This window comes from Streptomyces sp. NPDC048275, from assembly GCF_040652275.1.
Taxonomy (GTDB): domain Bacteria; phylum Actinomycetota; class Actinomycetes; order Streptomycetales; family Streptomycetaceae; genus Streptomyces.
In genome coordinates this window covers 1-14,018 of sequence record NZ_JBEZLR010000070.1, presented here as the reverse complement: position 1 = coordinate 14,018, position 14,018 = coordinate 1, and the positions used below count along the sequence as shown (strand labels likewise).

Annotated in this window: 14 protein-coding genes; 7 read left to right on the top strand and 7 right to left on the bottom strand. The window is 70.0% G+C overall.

What is annotated here, in order from left to right:
- Window positions 1–10 precede the first annotated feature (10 nt).
- Window positions 11–511, top strand: coding sequence for a hypothetical protein (locus tag AB0D57_RS32370; RefSeq protein WP_362081114.1), 501 nt, complete (start codon window positions 11–13; stop codon window positions 509–511).
- Window positions 512–1,062: 551 nt separating this feature from the next.
- On the opposite strand, the gene AB0D57_RS32365 is transcribed toward AB0D57_RS32370, so the two are convergent.
- A complete protein-coding gene (locus tag AB0D57_RS32365) occupies window positions 1,063–1,503 on the bottom strand; it encodes an OsmC family protein (protein ID WP_362081111.1) in 441 nt (146 codons plus the stop codon).
- 371 nt (window positions 1,504–1,874) lie between these two features.
- Here AB0D57_RS32365 and AB0D57_RS32360 point away from each other — a divergent pair, with 371 nt between their 5' ends.
- Window positions 1,875–3,140 carry an alginate lyase family protein gene (locus AB0D57_RS32360; protein ID WP_362081108.1) on the top strand — a complete coding sequence of 422 codons (1,266 nt, stop codon included), beginning with the start codon at window positions 1,875–1,877 and terminating at the stop codon, window positions 3,138–3,140.
- 39 nt (window positions 3,141–3,179) lie between these two features.
- Here AB0D57_RS32360 and AB0D57_RS32355 read toward each other — a convergent pair whose 3' ends face one another.
- Window positions 3,180–4,406: a glycoside hydrolase family 88 protein gene (locus AB0D57_RS32355; RefSeq protein WP_362081105.1), complete on the bottom strand. Its 1,227-nt coding sequence runs from the start codon at window positions 4,404–4,406 to the stop codon at window positions 3,180–3,182.
- Between the two features lie 612 nt (window positions 4,407–5,018).
- On the opposite strand from AB0D57_RS32355, the gene AB0D57_RS32350 reads away from it, so the two are divergent.
- From AB0D57_RS32350 to AB0D57_RS32340, 3 genes are all read left to right on the top strand, one after another.
- Window positions 5,019–5,456 (top strand): cupin domain-containing protein, encoded by a 438-nt coding sequence (locus tag AB0D57_RS32350; protein WP_362081102.1) that lies wholly within the window; start codon window positions 5,019–5,021, stop codon window positions 5,454–5,456.
- 54 nt (window positions 5,457–5,510) lie between these two features.
- Window positions 5,511–6,797, top strand: a complete 1,287-nt coding sequence (locus AB0D57_RS32345; RefSeq protein ID WP_362081099.1) for an ATP-binding cassette domain-containing protein — start codon at window positions 5,511–5,513, stop codon at window positions 6,795–6,797.
- 118 nt (window positions 6,798–6,915) lie between these two features.
- On the top strand, window positions 6,916–7,311 hold the full coding sequence (locus AB0D57_RS32340) for a nitroreductase/quinone reductase family protein (protein ID WP_362081096.1): 396 nt from the start codon (window positions 6,916–6,918) through the stop codon (window positions 7,309–7,311).
- Here AB0D57_RS32340 and AB0D57_RS32335 read toward each other — a convergent pair.
- The 5 genes from AB0D57_RS32335 to AB0D57_RS32315 all read right to left on the bottom strand — a co-directional run bounded on the left by AB0D57_RS32335 (window position 7,301) and on the right by AB0D57_RS32315 (window position 12,059).
- Window positions 7,301–8,233, bottom strand: a complete 933-nt coding sequence (locus AB0D57_RS32335) for an SGNH/GDSL hydrolase family protein (RefSeq protein WP_362081093.1) — start codon at window positions 8,231–8,233, stop codon at window positions 7,301–7,303. The genes AB0D57_RS32340 and AB0D57_RS32335 overlap by 11 nt on opposite strands.
- Window positions 8,234–8,367: 134 nt before the next feature.
- Window positions 8,368–9,003, bottom strand: coding sequence for a DUF3105 domain-containing protein (locus tag AB0D57_RS32330; RefSeq protein ID WP_362081091.1), 636 nt, complete (start codon window positions 9,001–9,003; stop codon window positions 8,368–8,370).
- Between the two features lie 215 nt (window positions 9,004–9,218).
- Window positions 9,219–9,644 carry a hypothetical protein gene (locus AB0D57_RS32325; protein WP_362081089.1) on the bottom strand — a complete coding sequence of 142 codons (426 nt, stop codon included), beginning with the start codon at window positions 9,642–9,644 and terminating at the stop codon, window positions 9,219–9,221.
- Between the two features lie 112 nt (window positions 9,645–9,756).
- Entirely contained in the window at window positions 9,757–10,983 is a 1,227-nt protein-coding gene (locus AB0D57_RS32320; protein WP_362081086.1) for a GAF domain-containing SpoIIE family protein phosphatase, read from the bottom strand.
- Between the two features lie 59 nt (window positions 10,984–11,042).
- Window positions 11,043–12,059, bottom strand: a complete 1,017-nt coding sequence (locus AB0D57_RS32315; RefSeq protein WP_362081212.1) for a zinc-binding alcohol dehydrogenase family protein — start codon at window positions 12,057–12,059, stop codon at window positions 11,043–11,045.
- 142 nt (window positions 12,060–12,201) lie between these two features.
- Here AB0D57_RS32315 and AB0D57_RS32310 point away from each other — a divergent pair, with 142 nt between their 5' ends.
- Together AB0D57_RS32310 and AB0D57_RS32305 are read left to right on the top strand one after the other, a co-directional pair.
- Window positions 12,202–12,999: a VOC family protein gene (locus AB0D57_RS32310; RefSeq protein WP_362081081.1), complete on the top strand. Its 798-nt coding sequence runs from the start codon at window positions 12,202–12,204 to the stop codon at window positions 12,997–12,999.
- 213 nt (window positions 13,000–13,212) lie between these two features.
- A complete protein-coding gene (locus AB0D57_RS32305) occupies window positions 13,213–13,908 on the top strand; it encodes a ribonuclease H (RefSeq protein ID WP_362081078.1) in 696 nt (231 codons plus the stop codon).
- The last annotated feature ends 110 nt before the right edge of the window (window positions 13,909–14,018 follow it).

Sequence of the window (14,018 nt, the reverse complement as noted above, 5' to 3'; positions counted from 1 at the left end):
CGGGGCACCGGTGCGGGCGCCCTCGGCGTACAAGAGCTTCCTTTCCCTCCCCGACGCCCGTATCCAGCGTTTCTACTGGATCCAGCTCTACAAGGCAGCCTCAGCCGCCCGCCGCGACGCCCCTGTCATGGCGACGAGCGGACCCTGGCTGGAGCCCACGCCGTGGCCCAACACCTGGTGGAGCCTCAACGCGCAGCTGGAGTACTGGCTCATCCACGTCTCCAACCATCTCGAACTCGACGCGATCACCTGGGCGTTGAGCGAGTTTCGGGACAACCTCGCCAACGAGGTGGCGCAGCCGTATCGCGCCGACCTGTTCCCCCTCCTGCGCAAGGCGATCAACTACTACCTGCACTTCATCGAGCCCGGTCCGGAAGGCAAGCTGCACCTGCCTGCTACCTTCTCCCCGGAGTACGGCGGCAGCTCACGCGACTGCAACTACGATCTGATGCTCCTGACCTTTGGGGTGCCGCACCCTCCTCGAGTCCGCCGAACTCCTCGGCATCAATGACGTGTTGGCGCCCCGCTGGCGCGAGGGGCTCGCCAGGCGAGTGCCCTGTCCGACCGAGCGAACGGCTTCGTGATCGGCGTGGACATCCCCTTAGCGAAGTCCCACCGCACGGGATCGCGGGATCGATCGACGTTCGGGACGGGCGGGGCCGCCCCCTTGCGTATTCCGACGCCGGTGACGGCGCCATCCGACTCGCCTTGCGCAAGGGCGAGCAGGCTCTGATCACCATGCGGGGCGACTGGCCCGACCTGACTGTCGCGCCCGTAATCCCGAACGAGGACACGCCCCGCTGGGGGGCTGCCTCTCACCTGAGCGTGGCCGGAACGAGCGCAACGCTGTCACTGCTCAGGGTGGATCACGTGACCGCCCCTCACAGGCAGCCGGACGGGAGTCTCGGCCAGTTCGCCGGCCGGGGGCGCCACCGGGCGACCCCCAGGCCGGTGAGTCCGGCGCGGTGGCCCGGGGTGATCCGGCCGGCCGAGGCCGATTCGCCCGCGCGGCGCGGGCGGCGTGCGTGATGCGGGTTCGGGCCGGGCTGCGCCCGTGTGGGGTCAGGCGTTCTCCACCGTCGCGGCGATGGGTGTGCCGATCTCGACCGTGCGGCTGACCGTGCACAGCCGGTCGTGGGAGGTCTTGACCGCCCGGGGGAGGATCGCCCGGGCACGATCCGCGCCTTCGCCGTCCGAGAAGGCGACGGAGAAGGTGACGGCGAGCTCGGTCATCCGGTTGCCGAGTTCGTCGCTGATCTTGTGACCCGTCACCGCGACGGAGAACCTGGTGGGCTCCGCGTGACGGCTGGTCGCGACGTCGACGTCCACCGCCGTGCAGCCTCCGATCGCTGCGAGCAGCATCTCGACCGGGGTGAACTCCGCCTCCCCCTCAGGATCGAAACCGGTACCGAAGCTGATCGTGCCGCCACGGGCGTTCGTCGCGACGAAGCGGCCGCTGCTGGTGCGCTCGACGGTGACGGAGCGCAGGGAGTTGTCGGTCATGCCGTCGACACTAGTGACCGGGGACGAGGGGACCGTTCAACCGAGGGCGAGCACTCCGGTGACTGCGCCCTCGGAGTTTTCGATTCCACTGCGCCGGTGGACTGGCACGCGGAACCTACAGCTGTTCACTCATCTGACCCCGCAGCTCAGCCTCCCGAGCCAAAGCCCAAACCAACGAACCCCTGAACGACCTCTTTCGCAGTCATGAGCGTCGTGGCATGCTCACCGCTCAACGCGCATCTGAACATTGTTCATATCCATGAAGTGTATGTGAAGTCGGACCGCAGTCGGCATGCGGTCCGGCCGCCGAACCTGTCCGAGGCCCGGGGCCGGCTCGTCCGCGGGACCACTTACCTGAACGGAGTGGATGAATGAGCGCACGATCCCGCCTCTGCATCCTCTTGGCAGCCCTCGCCACCTTCACGACAGGAGCGTCAGTTCCTGGAGTCGCACAGGCGGCGCATCGAGTCCCGAACACCGCCGTCCTGGACGGCGCCCGTCTGCAGCAGACAAGGCTCCGTCTGGATCGCGGTGACCCGCAACTCCGGCGAGCCGTCCAGGCGTTGACGGTCCGCGCCGACAGGTGGCTGGACCAGGGCCCCTGGACGGTCGTCGACAAGCCCAGGCCCGCCCCCAGCGGCGACGTCCACGACTACCTCAGTCAGGCCCCGTATTGGTGGCCTTCCCGGACCCCGACCTCCGACAACCCCTGGGGCTGCCCGTACGTGCAGCGCGACGGCGAGCGCAACCCCGAGGTCGACACCGGAACCGACCGCCAGGACGTCGAGAAGACCTTCGACTCCGCCTACGACCTCTCCCTCGCCTGGTACTACACCGGCGAGAAGCGGTACGCCGAGAAGGCCGGGCAGGTGCTGCGGACCTGGTTCCTGGACCCGGCCACGAGGATGAACCCGAACCTGAACCACGCGCAGTTCATCCCCTGCAAGTACGACGGTCGCGCCATCGGCATCATCGACTTCTCACAGTCGTACACCAGCGTCCTCGACGCGCTCGCCCTTCTGGCCACCGGCGCTCCGGGCTGGACCGAGACCGACCGCGTCGGCATGACCGAGTGGAACACCGACTTCCTCGACTGGCTCAAGAACAGCGACTTCGGCAAGCAGGAGGCCGCCGCCACCAACAACCACGGCACCTTCTACGACATGCAGCTCGCCGGCCTCGCCTACGCGACCGGCGACAAGGCTCTGGCCCGCCGGACGGTCCTGGATGCCCGGAGCAAGCGCATCGCGCCACAGATCGCGGCTGACGGCAGCCAGCCCCAGGAGCTGACTCGCACCCGGAGTTGGCACTACTCGACCTTCGACCTGGTGGCCTACACCCGGCTCGCGGCCATCGGCCGGCATGTCGGGGTGAATCTGTGGGTCTACCAAGGTCCGGACGGGCAGAGCCTGTTCAAGGCGGTGGACTACCTGTTGCCCGCCGCGACGGGAGCTGCCGCCTGGCCGCATCCGGAGCTCGAATTCCACCGGTACGCGGCGACCGACGTCGTGCACGCGGCCGCCGACGCGGGAGACCAGCGAGCGCAACAGGCCGTTCCGTTGCTGGAGGGGCCGCCCGGCGGCGACCTGTGGGCCCTGCGTCCAGCCGCAGAGCAGCTCGACTCCATCGCGGGCTGACCGACGCCTCCTGCTTCGAGGGCATCGCTGTGGTGGGCGTCAGACCGTGGACAGGTCGATCGCCCGGTCGACGTCCTGCGGCTGCAGCACGCGCAGGATGCCCTCCAGCAGGTAGTAGTCGGCGTACGGGAGGGAGATCTCGATGCCGTCCTCAGCCGGGCGGTTGCGGGTGCAGCGGGCCACGACCGCGTCCGCGCGGGCGGAGTTCTTGGTCAGGCAGGTCTCCGACAGTGCGGTGAGCAGGCGAAGCGCGACCTCACGGTAGGCGTCCCTGCCGGTGGCCGCGGACAGGTCGAGAAGACCGCACGCCATGATCGCGCCGGCCGACGCGTCCTTGATGTCGTGGGGCTGCTGCGGAGCGCGGTAGTCCCACACCGGAACGTGGTCCGCGCTCAGGGCGCCCACCGCGAAGTCCGCGAGTCTGCGCGCCGTGGCCAGGAACTCCGCGTTCCCGGTCCGCCGGTACATGGTGGTGAATCCGTACAGTCCCCATGCCTGTCCACGCGCCCAGCAGGATGTGGGGCTGTAACCCTGCACGGTGTTCGGGCCGATCGGTGCGCCGCTGTCCGGGTTGAAGTCGTACACGTGCGGGGTCGATCCGTCCGGGCGCAGGAACACCCGCTGCGTGGTCTTCGCGTGCTCCACGGCGATGTCGAGATACTTGGCGTCGCCGGTCTGCCGGCTCGCGAACGCCAGCAGGTCGAGATTCATCATCGTGTCGATGATGACCCGGCCCGCGTTGTTCGGATCGGTCAGTGCGCCCCACGCTCGGATGAAGCGCCCGCGTGGGTTGTAGCGCCGGATCAGTGAGTCGGCCGCCCGTATGGCGCCCGTCCGCCATGCGGTGTCGCCCGTCAGCCGCCAGGCGGTGACCCATGACGGGTAGAAGAGGAAACCGAGGTCGTGCGTGCCGGTGTCGTACTGGCGAGGGGCCAGCTTCTCCGCCGACGCCAGGGCCCGCGTGCGGAAGTCGTCGTCCTTGCTGTAGAGCCACGCCATCCACAGCGTTCCCGGCCAGAATCCGCCGACCCAGTCGCCGTTCTGCGAGTAGGTCCACTTCTCGAACTTCGTCCCGACGGGGAAGGCGGTCACGCCTGGCGCGACGGCGCGGACCTTCTCGACGGCGTAGTCGGCCGCCGCGCGGAGCGTGCGTAGTTTGGGTGTCGGTGTCCGGTCCTCGGCCGCGCCTGCGGCTGGTGTCGAGGAAACGCCTACCGCTGCGGCACCGGCCGCAGTAGCCAGGACAGTACGCCGGGAAACAGTCATGCCCGTCCCTCCAACTGGTCAACGCGAGAAAGGAGTTGACCGAGCGTCGCACAACAGATCCGGCGATGTACACCCATGTGAGAAATGTTCATCAATGTGAACAACGGGGCCGGTTCCCGGGCAGGACGCCCGGTGAAGTCGTGAATCACATCGCGGACCCGGTCCGCGCTGGTGAACGTCCCCTCGGCGATCTCCGCCACTGCCATGCTCACGAACCCGTACACGTTCTGTCACCCGGACAGACTCATGGTGACGCACCGCCTGCGCCGGCACCCGAGCGGCGCGTCACATCACAACAGGGCAGACGCTGCTTGATACGGCGCCAGATGCCCGCCGATGACATGGCGAGAGGCGGTCTCGATGCCGCTGGCTCCCGGATTGTGGCGGCCGCCGACGGGAGGCAGGGTGGTGTCGAGACCGTTTGGGCGAGGCAGAAGGCACACGGCCTGTCACGGATGCGGGCTGTGGCTTGTCCTCATCGCTAAGCGAGTTGTGTGAGCCGGGAACCGGCGAACTTGGTCACCGCCGAACGAGTGGGTCGGTACACCGGTCCGGAATGCGGTGGCCGACGCAAGATCGTCCATTCCGGGCAGGCTTACGGAGGTGTGGTACATGTCAGCGAAGAACCCAGAGCACGGGAGCGCCCACGAGGTCTCCTTGCCGCCCGAAGTCAAGTTGCTGCAGGAAGTCACTCCGCCCTTCTTTCCCGAAGGTGGTTCGGGAATGACCATCCTCGTCGACTGGCCTCCCGGTCACCCCGGGCTCCCTCCGCATCGCCACTCGGGCCCGTCGTTCGGCTACGTGATGGAGGGCGCGCTCCGGTTCGAGCTCGAGGGTGAGCCGGAGCGTGTGGTCGAGGCCGGTGGGACGTTCTGGGAGCCAGGCGGTGACGTGATCCACTACCAGGACGGCAACGCCCTGTCGGACGCACCGACCAAGTTCGTGGTGACCATGGTGTGCGCGCCGGGTCAGCCGATGCTCAAGCTGGTCGACGAGGAGGAGCTGAAGGAACGGGCGCACCTGCGCGCCCCGCGTCCCTCCCAAGGCTGACCCGCGAGATCGACGGGAGTGCGGAGTCCGAAACACCGATCCAGGTGCCGGGCTTTGCAGCAACCTCCGGCCTTCATCGTCACCCTGCGCGGCGGGAGTGTCGCCATGGTCGCCCAGAACGCGGGCCACGCGCTGACGCCGTCCCTGCGGATCGGGCGGCAGATCGCGGAGGCGGGCGGTGAGGTGCCGGTCGTCGATCTGCTCGAACAGGTCCGGCTGCCCGCCCTGCCGAACTCGCCCGCTCTAGGACCTGTCCGGTCGATCACGGCGGAGACGCGGGGTGGCAGTGACACCAGCCGCTCCGCGGCGGGCGCGCATCTGCGGCGTTGTCGTCGGTTGCCGACTCCCCCCAAGTTCTCGGCTTCGCTCGAACAGGGGGGACCCCCATCGCGTCGACGCCCTCCTCCGCCTTGCAGCTGCACGCACCACACCCCGCTCGCCGGCACCGACCACAGACCGCTGCTTTCCTCCACCGTGATCGACCGGACAGGTCCTACGCGCACGAGCTCCTCCGGCGGTCAGCAGCAGCGCGTCGCCATCGCCATGGCGATCGCGGCCTGCCCGAAGGTCCTCGTCCTCGACGAGCCGACGACCGGCCTCGACGTCGTCACCCAGCGTGGCGTCCTAGACCTGATCGGCGCCCTGCGCGACGAACTGGGCCTCGCGGCCGTGCTGGTGAGCCACGACCTGGGGGTGGTGGCTCACATGGCCGACGAGGTGACCGTGCTGCGCTCCGGCCGTGTCGTGGAGTCGGCGCCCACCCGCCGGCTCTTTGCGATGTCTCAAGATCCTTACACCGAACGCCTGTTGGCGAGCGTGTCGCGCCTCGACGACATCGGTCTCGCGCTCGTCGGGGAGTCGGGCAGCGGCAAGTCCACGCTCGCCTGGACGCTCGCGGGCCTGCGCACCCCGTCCGGCGGCACGACGACCCACGAGTCGGGCGACCTGGCCCGCCCCGCGCAGAAGCGGCCGCCGTCCCTGCGGCGGCGGGTCCAGCTCGTCTTCCAGAACGCGGACACCTCACTGAACCCGCGCCGTTCGGTGGGTGACGCGGTCCGCCGTCCGCTGCGCTTCTTCGGTACGGCCGGCACGCGTACGCAGGCCTCGGCCCGTGCCCGGCCCGGCAGCTCATCTCCGACGTACGCCTCGACCCGGCCCTCGACCTTCGCCCGCGGCCAGGCCCAACGGTACGATGCCTGGCACACCCAGATCCGCGAACTATCCGAACGGGGCGTCACCGACGGTGAGTTCACCTCCGACGACCTGGGCGGCTTCACGGTCCGCTTCGCCGCCCTCGCCGACGGCCTGGCCCTGCAACGGCTGCGGCAGGCACCTCGCTGAGCACCAAGGACGCGCGCTGCCACCTCAATCGCCTGGTCGAGACGGAACTCGGAGGGCGGTCGTGAGACGGTCGCCGGGCCACGGAGATTGGTGACCGGCACCGAAAAGGAGACCTCGAATGTCCCGTTACCGAGAGTCGAAGTACAGGTTGGTCTCGACGTTCCAGCGGCGGATCGGCAACCCGCTCCTCAGGCGGCTGCCGACGCAGACCCTGGTGGAGACCAGGGGTCGCAAGTCCGGACTTCCGCGGCGGACGCCGGTCGGCGGGCGTCTGGTGGGGCGGGAGTTCTGGTGGGTCAGTGAGTACGGCGAGCGGTCGCAGTACGTGCGCAATATTCAGGCGGATCCGCGGGTCCGGGTCAGGGTCAGGGGGCGGTGGTACGCCGGCACCGCCCATCTGATGCCCGAGGACGACGCCCGCGCACGGCTGAAGAGCCTGCCGCGGTTCAACAGCGCCGCGGTGCGCGTGATGGGCGCCGGTCTGATGACGGTGCGGGTCGACATCACCGACTGAGGCCCTGCGCGTAGCGGTCGGCGATCACCCGGGTGATCGCACGCGTGATGCGCACAATGCCGGGGGAGCGGACCGGGCAGGGCTTGGGCGTGGACGTGGTGGGCGCCAGACAGAAATGCAGATAGTCGTCGTCGCGGTGCAGGGCGGTGCGGCCTTGGCGCGGCTGGGTGCAGTACGCCGGATGATCGTGCTCGTACGCGGTGCACGGCAGGTACTGCGCCCAGGTGTACCGGGCCGAAGCCGGGCTCACCGCCTTCCCGGCGTCGGCGATCAGGTCGTGGGAGGCGCCGGCACGCAGTTCGTAGAGCGCGTTCACGGTCCGGACCCGGTCGGGGGTGATCGGGTCCGGACCCTGCGACACCCACACGATCCTGGGCCGCCGCGCGCCACCCGCGTCCGCGATCTGCTCGGTCAGCCGCTTCATGTCGGCCTCGTACCGCTTGAAGTACGCGGATCGCTCCTTGTCGTACGTGATGCCGTCCATACAGGGCGTGTAGCCCCAGGAGTTGCCCCAGAACTGCAGCACCACGAAGTCCGGTCGCAGCGAGCGCACCAGCGCGGCGGCCTTGTCCGAGGGCGGTACGAGGGACGACTCGCCGGTCCCTTCCAGGTAGTCGCAGAGGGTGGTGCCCGAGTACGGGGCGCTGGTGTACCGCGCGTCCAGTTCCTCCCGCAGGAACTGTCCCAGCACCTTCTGGTTCTCCATCGCGAGTGAGTCCCCGAGATAGAGCACGGTGGGGGCCGTCGCCTTCGTCGGCTCCGTGGTGGCGGCGGGCCGCTGGTGGGTGGTGGAGGTCGGGGACGGCGAGGCCGCGGGCGGCGCGGGAGCCGACGGCGCCGCCTGGGGCCCCGAGGCCGGGTCCCCGCACGCGCCGAGGAGCAGCCCGGCCCACAGCACTCCCACGATCCAAGGCTTCCGCATGAAGCAACTCCTGCCCCGCCCACCGAAAGAGCTCCCCAGGCAAGCACAGCCGGACGGAAGGGGGAAGACATGCGTAGGCCGCGGGGCGTCCGGGCCGGGCGAAGACCCGAACGCTCCGCGCCGGCCGTGTCACCTCACGGCGTTATCCCACCACTGCACGCAGCCCCCGGTTCGGGCGTCTGCTCGCCCTGGACGTACTTGTCCAGGAACTTCCCGACCCGCGCATCGGACGCCTCGTCCACCTTCAGTTGATGACCCCAGGCGCTCAGCACGATCGGCGAGGACTGGTCCTCGTGCGGACTCATGAAGGTGTACGAGGTGTTGGTGACGCGGTCGGCCAGTGCGGAGACGTCGGTCTTGGACGCCTTGTCGTTGTATGTGATCCAGACGGCGCCGTGCTCCAGTGCGTGAACGGCGTTCTCGTTCGGGACCGTCTTGGTGTAGACCTGCGCGTCGCAGTTGACCCAGGCCTGGTTGTGATCGCCGCCCACGGGCGGGCTCATCGGGTAGTCGACCGCCTTGTCCACGTGGTTCTGGGTGAGCTTCGACCAGCTCTTCACGCCCGCGACCGGGGCGGCCTTCGCCTCTTCCTTGTCCTGGGCGGCGTCGATGAGGTACCAGCCGCCGCCGACGAGTCCGACGATGATCACGGCACTCGCGGCGATCACGAGGACGCGGCCTCGGCGCTCGCGGGCCTGTTCGGCCTTGCGAATCTCTTCCAGACGGGCGCGACGTGCCGCGCTCTTGGCCTTCGCGTTGGATGAACCCATGGGTATATACGTCCTTCTCCCCGCCCTGCCCCTGCGGGCATGGCGGTGCTGCTGCTGTCAACGGGATCGGAGAACGGGCCGGAGTACGAGTACGGCCCGGGCCCTGTCGGCTAGGGCCTGTCGTTTGGATCAGGTCGCGGGGAATCGACGATGCCTTGTCGGCGCAGATGGGCGTGCCAGACCCCGCGTCCGCGGCGTGATCCAAACGACAGGCCCTAGATCCGAAGAAGCTGCAGTTCGTGGAGATCGGGAGGACGGGGACCGCCCGGAGTCCGGGACGGGTCGAGTGGGACGCGGACGGGAGCGGTCCCCGGCTGCTCGACCGCGGCCGTGCGGTCCGCGCCGACCAGCGGCGGGTGGCCGAGGACGCCGTGATGGCCCGTTCCGTGGCAGCGATGCTCGTCGGGACACTCCTGGCACGGGGGGACGTCCGCGTGGCTTTTGCCGCCGTCGTCCAGGCGCTCCTGCGCCGTCATGATGAAGAGGGGCGGCGACACCGCCGGCTCGGCCGGCTGTGCCGGGCCGGAACCGGCGCAGAAGAGCACGCAGGTGGCCAGCGCCAGCACGATCACGACCAGCGGACGCGTCCACGGCCCGCGGGCATGCGGCAGCGCGATGCGAGGGAACCACACACCGGGCATGGGGACGCCTGAACAGTCGGAGGCCGGAAGATCGAGCGTCGTCGAAATTATCAGACGGGCTCGGCCGGTTCGTCCCCGGTGTGCGACCGGTCGAGCCTCATGCCGTCGCGTCTCATGCCGGGGGTCGGTGGCGGATGCGGGCGGCCAGCACCGCCACGTCGTCCTCCGCGTGCCGGGCGTCGAGCCGTTCGAGTACCTCGTCGAGTATCTCGTCGACCCCCGTCCCGGGATGCAGCCGCAGCTCGGCCAGTCGTGCGAGCGAGGCGTCGATGTCCTCCCCGCGCCGCTCCACCAGGCCGTCGGTGAACATCACCAGGGTGTCCTGGGGGGAGAGCGTGCGGGTGGCCGGTTCGTAGCCGCCCACACCGGTGCCCAGCGGAGGGCCGACCGGCACCCGCAGCAGCTCACCGGTGCCGTCCCCGGCGAACACGACCGGCGGCAGGTGCCCGGCGCTGGCGATCGCGGCCGTGCCGCGGGCCGGGTCGACCTGGACGAGCAGACAGGTGGCCGGACGCCGGGTGCCGTCCTCGGAGACCGCGCTGTCGAGGCGGCGCAGTACCCGGTGCGGCGGCAGATCCGTGGAGGCGACGTAGCGGAGCGTCGAGCGATAGGCGTTCATGTCCACCGCGGCTTCCAGACCGTGCCCCATGACATCGCCCACGACCAGGAGGGTGCGCCCGAAGTGCAGCCGCACGGTCTCGAACCAGTCCCCGCCCACCAGGACGCCGCCTCCGGCCGGCAGATGCCGGGTGGCCAGGTCGAGGTTGGGATGCGGGCGGCCCGGCTCGGCCAGCAGCGCCCGCTGGAGGTCGAGCACCGTACTGCGCACGGCGTTGTGCTGCCGTGAGTGGCCGAGGTGAACGGCCGCGAGCCGTGCCGCGTAGTGCGTGACAGTGGTGTCCCGCTCGGTGAAGGCCGGCCCCTGCCGGACGGTCAGCAGCACCCCGTACAGACGGCCGTGCGCGAGTAGTGGCACGGTCATGACCTGGCGCGGGACCCGTCCCGACAGGTCGATCGACGCGGCGATCGGATGTCCCTCGTCGATGGCCTGGACGGACAACGGCCGCGCGCCTTGCGCGGCCCAGGAAGTGAGCAGCTCGGACCGGCCGGCCGTGGCGACACGGGACAGGTCAGGGTCGTTCGGGTGCTGTGTGGCGGGGGCGTCGGTGGCCAGCAGATCCACGGCGGCGGCGTCGCAGACCTGCTGGCAGGCGAACTCCGCGAGCTCCGTACAGGTGGTCCGCTCGTCGAGTGTGGTGCCGATCGCTTCGACGGCGTCCTCCAATGCGGCGAACGGCCTCCCCGCACCCGCACTGTCCTCACCGCCTCGGTCAGCCATGTCACCTCCACCGCACACTCGTGGGTCCATCCACGCACGCGCACAGCGGGCCCGCATGCTCAGTACTGCGGCGGGAGGTCGTTCACCAGCACGGCCGCCCCGTCGAACCGGCCTGCCTTGAGGTCCCGCAGGGCCCGCGGCGCCTCGGACAACGGGTAGGTGTGCGTGGTGGCACGTACGCCGTGGCGGGCCGCGAGCGCCAGGAAGGCCCGCCCGTCCTCGCGCGTGTTCGAGGTGACGCTGCGCAGTTCCTTCTCGTAGAACAGCTCGCTCTCGTAGCGCAGCGGTGGAGTGTCGCTCAGATGGATCCCGGCGACCGACAGGATCCCGCCCCGGTCGAGCGCCCGCAGGGCGACCGGCACCAGGTCGCCGACCGGCGCGAACAGGATCGCGCTGTCCAGCGGCTCGGGCGGCTCGTCGTACGCGCCGCGGGCGGACGCGGCCCCGAGTGCTAGCGCGAGCCGTCGCGCGAGCGGGTCACGCGTCAGTACGTGCACGGTGGCGCCCTGCGCGAGAGCGAGCTGCGCGCACAGATGGGCGCTGCCGCCGAATCCGTACAACCCGAGCCGTCCGCCCGGCGGCAGCGCGGCCCGCAGCAGCGCGCGGTAGCCGATGATGCCCGCGCACAGCAGCGGTGCCAGCGTGACGTCGTCGATGTCGCCGGGCAGCCGATAGGCGAAGGCCGCCGGGACGGTCGTGTACTCCGCGTAGCCGCCGTCGGCGTCCCAGCCGGTGTACTGCGAGCCAGGGCAGAGATTCTCGGCTCCCCGCGCGCAGTACCCGCACGTGCCGTCCGTACGGCGCAGCCAGGCGACGCCCACCCGGTCGCCGACCCCGTAGCCGGTGACGTCCTCGCCCGCCGCCGCGACCACGCCGACGACCTCGTGGCCGGGAGTCACGTGCGGGCGGCGCACCGGCAGGTCGCCCTCGCTGACGTGCAGGTCGGTACGGCAGACCCCGCAGGCGCGGACGTGGACGAGGAGCTCGTCGGCCCGCGGCGTCGGGACCGACCGCTCGACGAAGCGCAGCGGCTCCTGCTCGACCGGCCCGGGCCGGGCCACTTCCCACGCGCGCATCATGCCGTGTCCCGTCTCGTCGACGACCACCCGTGCCCGCTCTCCAGTGTGGTGCAGAGCGCCCCGTTCGGCGCGCGGCCCGTACGGAGGCTGGCTAGCGTGAAAACGACGGAACCCGCCGAACCAGGAAGAGGGGCACGCCATGGCCGTACAGCCTGAGGGAACGCCCTGTTGGGCCGACGCGATGTTCAGCGATGTCGAGGGGGCGAAGAGCTTCTACGGTGACGTACTCGGCTGGACGTTCGGCGAGGCGTCCTCGGAGTACGGCAACTACACGCAGGCTTACGCGGACGGCAAGGCGGTGGCCGCCGTCGTGCCGCCGATGCCCGGTCAGGAGGGCCAGTCCGCCTGGTGCCTGTATCTCGCGTCACCGGATGTGCACGCCACCGCCCAGAAGATCACGGTCAACGGCGGGGAGGTGCTGATGAAGCCGATGCAGGTCGGTGACTTCGGCTCGATGCTGATCGCCCGTGACCCGAGCGGTGTCGTCTTCGGCGTGTGGCAGGCCGGAGTCCACGAGGGCTTCGAGGCGAAGGCCGTGCCCGGTGCGTACTGCTGGGCCGAGATCTTCACCCGCAGGCCCGAGAAATCGGACGCCTTCTTCCCGGCCGTCTTCGGGTACGGCGCGAAGCAACTGGACGACGGCGCGATCGACTTCAGGCTGTTCGACCTCGGTGAGGAACCGGTTCTGGGCCGAATGAAGATGACGGACGAGTTCCCGCCCGAGGTCCCGCCGTACCTCAACGTCTACTTCACCGTCGCGGACTGCGACGCCGCTGTCGCGAAGGCGACCGAGCGTGGCGCGATCCTGCGCTTCGGCCCGATGGGCAGTCCCTTCGGGCGGTTCGCCGCCCTCAGCGACCCGCAGGGCGCCCCGTTCTCCGTGATCGACATCAGGACGACCGAGGGCGCGATGCCCGAGACGATCGACGTGTCCTGAACGGACGGCGACATAAGAAGCCGCGGACGACACACGTCGCTGAGGCAGGAATACGGCACCGCTGCTGGGCCTGCGACGGCCGGGCACCGACGGGCGGATCCGGGAGACCGCGCCTCCCGTGGCCGGTGCCCGAAGGACGGCGCCGAGCTGAGGGGCGCCCTCCGGTCCGGCCGGGGCCTTCGCCCCGAGCGAGAGGCGCCGCCGGTCCGTGGCATGATCGGGGACATGCTTGAACGCGTTGTGGCCGCCTGTGACGGGGCTTCGAAGGGAAACCCGGGACCGGCCGGATGGGCGTGGGTAGTCGCCGACGGCAAGGAGACCCCGACCCGCTGGGAGGCCGGCCCGCTGGGCACGGCGACGAACAACGTCGCCGAACTCACCGCGCTGGAGCGCCTGTTGACGGCGATCGCCCCTGATGTCCCGCTGGAGATCCGAATGGACTCCCAGTACGCGATGAAGGCCGTCACGACCTGGCTGCCCGGCTGGAAGCGCAAGGGCTGGAAGACCGCCGCCGGAAAGCCCGTCGCCAACCAGGAACTGGTGGCCCGTATCGACGAACTCCTCGACGGCCGCACCGTGGAGTTCCGCTACGTCCCCGCCCACCAGGTCGACGGCGATCGCCTCAACGACTTCGCCGATCGCGCCGCGAGCCAGGCCGCCGTCGCCCAGCAGCCCGCGGGCAGCGACCTCGGCTCCCCTGAGCCCCCGCCGTCCCCCGACACCCCCGCCCCCTCCACCCGCCGCCGCTCCTCCTCCGCCAAGGCGCCCCGGCAGGGCACATCGACCCGCACGATCAAGGCCAAGTTCCCCGGCCGCTGCCTCTGCGGACGCTCGTACGCCGCGGGCGAGCCCATCACCAAGAACGATCAGGGCTGGGGACACCCCGAGTGCCGCACGGCCGACGCGTAGCGGGGCGGCCGGTCACCTAAGGGCTTGCAGATCATTAACACGTCGTCTTGATCTTGTTGTGGGGCTCGCCTGTTTGGGCAAGGACTCGAGCCTGGAGGGCCGCGAGGGCG

Bases quoted from the DNA above. Each gene is read 5' to 3' on its own strand.
- AB0D57_RS32320 (WP_362081086.1), bottom strand. From the start codon at position 10,983: ATGGCTGACCGAGGCGGTGAGGACAGTGCGGGTGCGGGGAGGCCGTTC.
- AB0D57_RS32350 (WP_362081102.1), top strand. From the start codon at position 5,019: ATGTCAGCGAAGAACCCAGAGCACGGGAGCGCCCACGAGGTCTCCTTG.
- AB0D57_RS32305 (WP_362081078.1), top strand. From the start codon at position 13,213: ATGATCGGGGACATGCTTGAACGCGTTGTGGCCGCCTGTGACGGGGCT.
- AB0D57_RS32325 (WP_362081089.1), bottom strand. From the start codon at position 9,644: ATGCCCGGTGTGTGGTTCCCTCGCATCGCGCTGCCGCATGCCCGCGGG.
- AB0D57_RS32335 (WP_362081093.1), bottom strand. From the start codon at position 8,233: ATGCGGAAGCCTTGGATCGTGGGAGTGCTGTGGGCCGGGCTGCTCCTC.
- AB0D57_RS32360 (WP_362081108.1), top strand. From the start codon at position 1,875: ATGAGCGCACGATCCCGCCTCTGCATCCTCTTGGCAGCCCTCGCCACC.
- AB0D57_RS32340 (WP_362081096.1), top strand. From the start codon at position 6,916: ATGTCCCGTTACCGAGAGTCGAAGTACAGGTTGGTCTCGACGTTCCAG.
- AB0D57_RS32310 (WP_362081081.1), top strand. From the start codon at position 12,202: ATGGCCGTACAGCCTGAGGGAACGCCCTGTTGGGCCGACGCGATGTTC.
- AB0D57_RS32315 (WP_362081212.1), bottom strand. From the start codon at position 12,059: ATGCGCGCGTGGGAAGTGGCCCGGCCCGGGCCGGTCGAGCAGGAGCCG.
- AB0D57_RS32330 (WP_362081091.1), bottom strand. From the start codon at position 9,003: ATGGGTTCATCCAACGCGAAGGCCAAGAGCGCGGCACGTCGCGCCCGT.
- AB0D57_RS32365 (WP_362081111.1), bottom strand. From the start codon at position 1,503: ATGACCGACAACTCCCTGCGCTCCGTCACCGTCGAGCGCACCAGCAGC.
- AB0D57_RS32355 (WP_362081105.1), bottom strand. From the start codon at position 4,406: ATGACTGTTTCCCGGCGTACTGTCCTGGCTACTGCGGCCGGTGCCGCA.